Genomic DNA, 6018 nt, shown 5'->3' with positions numbered 1-6018 from the left:
GGGGGCGTTTTGACGGGTGGGCGGTGGGACCGTAATGTATCTATACGTACCCCAAAGGTGCGGAAAGCCGCAGTGCTTTTCGGCCTCACGTGGGACCGTCTTCTAGTCAGATCAATGTTGGGTTCTTGGTTCAAGTTCTCTGGTGTTGGGCTAGGATTGTAAGCCTCCACCGGGTGTGTGTTGCTGGTTGGGTCGTGTTGTCCGAGTGTTTGTGGTGTCCTTTGGGTGCCGGAAATTGCTGGGTGTGGCCGATTTGACAGGGACTGGCCGGGTGGGTAAGTTAGACAAGTTGCCCCGGAGCGACAGCCCAGTAGGGCCTGATGTCGGGTGCGTCCGATCCTTGAGAACTCAACAGCGTGCACAATGTCAAATGCCAAAAACCTCGTGGTTGTGGCCCGTTTCTAGCGGGGTACAGCTAAGAGATTCCTTTGGAAATAATATTGAAAAAGTCCTGACTTCGGTTAGGCAACTAAACAAAGCAAGTCAGTAATGATTTGTTCTTGTCAGTTTCAAACTTGCATCGTTTCAGCCTATTCCGGTTGGGGGGTGCACTAGATGGGCGCTCGGTTTGTATTTATATGGATCGGGTAGCTATTCAAACATTTACGGAGAGTTTGATCCTGGCTCAGGACGAACGCTGGCGGCGTGCTTAACACATGCAAGTCGAACGGTGAAGAGGAGCTTGCTCCTTGGATCAGTGGCGAACGGGTGAGTAACACGTGAGCAATCTGCCCTTGACTCTGGGATAACTGCGGGAAACTGTAGCTAATACCGGATATTACCTTGGAAGGCATCTTCTGGGGTGGAAAGAATTTTGGTCAAGGATGAGCTCGCGGCCTATCAGCTAGTTGGTGAGGTAATGGCTCACCAAGGCGACGACGGGTAGCCGGCCTGAGAGGGTGACCGGCCACACTGGGACTGAGACACGGCCCAGACTCCTACGGGAGGCAGCAGTGGGGAATATTGCACAATGGGCGCAAGCCTGATGCAGCAACGCCGCGTGAGGGACGACGGCCTTCGGGTTGTAAACCTCTTTTAGTAGGGAAGAAGCGACTGGGTTTTCCTGGGAGTGACGGTACCTGCAGAAAAAGCACCGGCTAACTACGTGCCAGCAGCCGCGGTAATACGTAGGGTGCAAGCGTTGTCCGGAATTATTGGGCGTAAAGAGCTCGTAGGCGGTTTGTCGCGTCTGCTGTGAAAACCCGAGGCTCAACCTCGGGCCTGCAGTGGGTACGGGCAGACTAGAGTGCGGTAGGGGAGATTGGAATTCCTGGTGTAGCGGTGGAATGCGCAGATATCAGGAGGAACACCAATGGCGAAGGCAGATCTCTGGGCCGTAACTGACGCTGAGGAGCGAAAGCATGGGGAGCGAACAGGATTAGATACCCTGGTAGTCCATGCCGTAAACGTTGGGAACTAGATGTGGGGACCATTCCACGGTCTCCGTGTCGCAGCTAACGCATTAAGTTCCCCGCCTGGGGAGTACGGCCGCAAGGCTAAAACTCAAAGGAATTGACGGGGGCCCGCACAAGCGGCGGAGCATGCGGATTAATTCGATGCAACGCGAAGAACCTTACCAAGGCTTGACATATACCGGAAACGGCCAGAAATGGTCGCCCCGCAAGGTCGGTATACAGGTGGTGCATGGTTGTCGTCAGCTCGTGTCGTGAGATGTTGGGTTAAGTCCCGCAACGAGCGCAACCCTCGTCCTATGTTGCCAGCACGTAATGGTGGGAACTCATGGGATACTGCCGGGGTCAACTCGGAGGAAGGTGGGGATGACGTCAAATCATCATGCCCCTTATGTCTTGGGCTTCACGCATGCTACAATGGCCGGTACAAAGGGCTGCGATACCGCAAGGTGGAGCGAATCCCAAAAAGCCGGTCTCAGTTCGGATTGAGGTCTGCAACTCGACCTCATGAAGTCGGAGTCGCTAGTAATCGCAGATCAGCAACGCTGCGGTGAATACGTTCCCGGGCCTTGTACACACCGCCCGTCAAGTCATGAAAGTCGGTAACACCCGAAGCCAGTGGCCGAACCCGCAAGGGACNGGTAACACCCGAAGCCAGTGGCCGAACCCGCAAGGGACGGAGCTGTCGAAGGTGGGATTGGTGATTAGGACTAAGTCGTAACAAGGTAGCCGTACCGGAAGGTGCGGCTGGATCACCTCCTTTCTAAGGAGCACGTGTCGTCCCGTCTGTATACAGCGGAATATGGCGACCAGTCATACCAAGACGAATGTTCTTGGATGGCGCTCATGGGTGGAACATTGACATTGATATGAGGACGGTTAGTTCTCGGGCCGGTACGCTCCTTCGGGAGTTGGAACGCTCGGGTTCTGGAGAGAGTCATATATGCACGCTGTTGGGTCCTGAGGGACCGGAACAACTGGGACGTCACGTTCTGGTTGATCTGATTCTTCTGGACTTTTTCTCGTTGGCATCACTTGCCGGCGGGAAGGGTACCGCCCGTACTTTGAGAACTACACAGTGGACGCGAGCATCTTAAATTTGCCGCAGTGATCTTCGGATGCTGCGGTCAATTACAAAGATCTATTTATAGATCATTGGTCAATTTCGGTCGCGAATTTATTCGCGGCACTTAATCGATTCAAACTCATGTGATTTCAAATTTTTAAGAGCAAACGGTGAATGCCTTGGCATGTAGAGCCGAAGAAGGACGTAGTAATCTGCGATAAGCCTCGGGGAGTTGATAAACGAACTGTGATCCGAGGATGTCCGAATGGGGAAACCCCGCCAGGCCCGTGAGGTGACCTGGTGACTCCCGCCTGAATATATAGGGCGGGTAGAGGGAACGTGGGGAAGTGAAACATCTCAGTACCCACAGGAAGAGAAAACAACAGTGATTCCGTTAGTAGTGGCGAGCGAACCCGGATGAGGCTAAACCGATCATGTGTGATAGCCGGTAGGCGTTGCATGGTCGGGGTTGCGGGACTTTTCTGCCAATTCTACCGAATGGTAAGGGTTAGAACGTTGTATAGACGAACAGGATTGAAAGCCTGGTCATAGAGGGTGCGAACCCCGTAGTCGAAATGCAGCAATCGCCCGAGAAGTATCCCAAGTAGCACGGGGCCCGAGAAATCCCGTGTGAATCCGTCAGGACCACCTGATAAGCCTAAATACTCCTACATGACCGATAGTGAACAAGTACCGTGAGGGAAAGGTGAAAAGTACCCCGGGAGGGGAGTGAAATAGTACCTGAAACCGTTTGCTTACAAACCGTTGGAGCCAGCTTTGTTCTGGTGACAGCGTGCCTTTTGAAGAATGAGCCTGCGAGTTAGTGATATGTGGCGAGCTTAACCCGAGAGGGGAATGCGTAGCGAAAGCGAGTCTGAATAGGGCGATTCAGTCGCATGTCCTAGACCCGAAGCGAAGTGATCTATCCATGGCCAGGTTGAAGCGACGGTAAGACGTCGTGGAGGACCGAACCCACTTCAGTTGAAAATGGAGGGGATGAGCTGTGGATAGGGGTGAAAGGCCAATCAAACTTCGTGATAGCTGGTTCTCTCCGAAATGCATTTAGGTGCAGCGTTGCGTGTTTCTTGCCGGAGGTAGAGCTACTGGATGGCCGATGGGGCCCAAAAGCTTACTGACGTCAGCCAAACTCCGAATGCCGGTAAGTGAGAGCGCAGCAGTGAGACGGTGGGGGATAAGCTTCATCGTCGAGAGGGAAACAACCCAGACCACCAACTAAGGTCCCAAAGCGCGTGCTAAGTGGGAAAGGATGTGGAGTTGCACAGACAACCAGGAGGTTGGCTTAGAAGCAGCCACCCTTGAAAGAGTGCGTAATAGCTCACTGGTCAAGTGATTCCGCGCCGACAATGTAACGGGGCTCAAGCACGCCACCGAAGTTGTGGCATTGATATTTTTGGTTAGCCGCACCCTTGTGGTGTTGGTTCAGCCGTGTTGATGGGTAGGAGAGCGTCGTGTGGCCAGCGAAGCGGCGGTGTAAACCAGCCGTGGAGGCCACACGAGTGAGAATGCAGGCATGAGTAGCGAAAGACGGGTGAGAAACCCGTCCTCCGAAAGATCAAGGGTTCCAGGGCCAGGCTAATCCGCCCTGGGTAAGTCGGGACCTAAGGCGAGGCCGACAGGCGTAGTCGATGGACAACGGGTTGATATTCCCGTACTGACGAAAAACCGCCCAAGCTAATCCAGTAATGCTAAGCATCTGAATCCCCTAGATGGATCCCTTCGGGGTGAAGCGTGGGGCCTAGCGTGCGACCCTATGCTGGTGCGGTTAGCGTATTAACAGGTGTGACGCAGGAAGGTAGCTGAGCCGGGCGATGGTTGACCCGGTCTAAGGATGTAGGGCGAACGATAGGCAAATCCGTCGTTCATGATGCCTGAGACCCGATGGGTAGCCCGTAAGGGTGAAATCAGTGATCCTATGCTGCCAAGAAAAGCATCGACGCGAGGTTTTAGTCACCCGTACCCCAAACCGACTCAGGTGATCAGGTAGAGAATACTAAGGAGATCGAGAGAATCGTGGTTAAGGAACTCGGCAAAATGCCCCCGTAACTTCGGGAGAAGGGGGGCCTGAGGCGTGAACGGACTTGCTCCGGGAGCGTTCGAAGGCCGCAGAGACCAGTGGGAAGCGACTGTTTACTAAAAACACAGGTCCGTGCTAAGTCGCAAGACGATGTATACGGACTGACGCCTGCCCGGTGCTGGAAGGTTAAGAGGAACGGTTAGCCGCAAGGCGAAGCTGAGAATTTAAGCCCCAGTAAACGGCGGTGGTAACTATAACCATCCTAAGGTAGCGAAATTCCTTGTCGGGTAAGTTCCGACCTGCACGAATGGCGTAACGACTTCCCAGCTGTCTCAACCGCGAACTCGGCGAAATTGCATTACGAGTAAAGATGCTCGTTACGCGCAGCAGGACGGAAAGACCCCGTGACCTTTACTACAGCTTGGTATTGGTGTTCGGTGTGGCTTGTGTAGGATAGGTGGGAGACTGTGAAGCTTGGACGCTAGTTCAGGTGGAGTCATTGTTGAAATACCACTCTGGTCATATTGGATACCTAACTTCGAACCGTGATCCGGTTCAGGGACAGTGCCTGGTGGGTAGTTTAACTGGGGCGGTTGCCTCCTAAAAAGTAACGGAGGCGCCCAAAGGTTCCCTCAACCTGGTTGGTAATCAGGTGTCGAGTGTAAGTGCACAAGGGAGCTTGACTGTAAGACTGACAAGTCGAGCAGGGACGAAAGTCGGGACTAGTGATCCGGCAGTGGCTTGTGGAAGCGCTGTCGCTCAACGGATAAAAGGTACCTCGGGGATAACAGGCTGATCTTGCCCAAGAGTCCATATCGACGGCATGGTTTGGCACCTCGATGTCGGCTCGTCGCATCCTGGGGCTGGAGTAGGTCCCAAGGGTTGGGCTGTTCGCCCATTAAAGCGGTACGCGAGCTGGGTTTAGAACGTCGTGAGACAGTTCGGTCCCTATCCGCTGCGCGCGCAGGAAATTTGAGAAGATCTATCCCTAGTACGAGAGGACCGGGATGGACGAACCTCTGGTGTGTCAGTTGTTCCGCCAGGAGCACCGCTGATTAGCTACGTTCGGAACGGATAACCGCTGAAAGCATCTAAGCGGGAAGCCGGCTTCGAGATGAGATTTCCATCCCTTCGGGGGAGAGGCTCGCAGCTAGACTACTGCGTTGATAGGCCGGATGTGGAAGTGGGGACTAAAGACCCATGAAGCTGACCGGTACTAATAAGCCGATAATTTGATAACACTCAGTTTGAAGAAGCTGCTTTAGCGTCCACTATGTGGTTCTCGATGTACGGTCGAGAACAACGCCCCACGGTGTTGAATAAACACCGTGAGGCTCTATAACTAAAAAATATAGAATCGATTCATCGGAAGATGTTTCGGCGGCTATAGCGAGAGGGAAACGCCCGGTCACATTCCGAACCCGGAAGCTAAGACTCTCAGCGCCGATGGTACTGCAGGGGGGACCCTGTGGGAGAGTAGGACACCGCCGGACTTAACTTAGAAA

Annotated in this window: 3 rRNA genes; all 3 read left to right on the top strand. The window is 53.7% G+C overall.

What is annotated here, in order from left to right:
- Positions 1-602 precede the first annotated feature (602 nt).
- A 16S ribosomal RNA gene (locus E3N85_RS02065) occupies positions 603-2175 on the top strand.
- Positions 2176-2625: 450 nt separating this feature from the next.
- Positions 2626-5753: ribosomal RNA gene (locus E3N85_RS02060) — 23S ribosomal RNA — on the top strand.
- A 136-nt stretch (positions 5754-5889) separates the two neighbouring features.
- Positions 5890-6006, top strand: a 5S ribosomal RNA gene (gene rrf, locus E3N85_RS02055).
- The 16S, 23S and 5S rRNA genes sit together here, the layout of an rRNA operon.
- Positions 6007-6018: the final 12 nt, after the last annotated feature.

The sequence above is a fragment of the Cryobacterium sp. Hz9 genome (assembly GCF_004402825.1).
Classification (GTDB): Bacteria; Actinomycetota; Actinomycetes; order Actinomycetales; family Microbacteriaceae; genus Cryobacterium; species Cryobacterium gelidum.
This window is presented reverse-complemented; position numbering and strand designations above follow the sequence as displayed.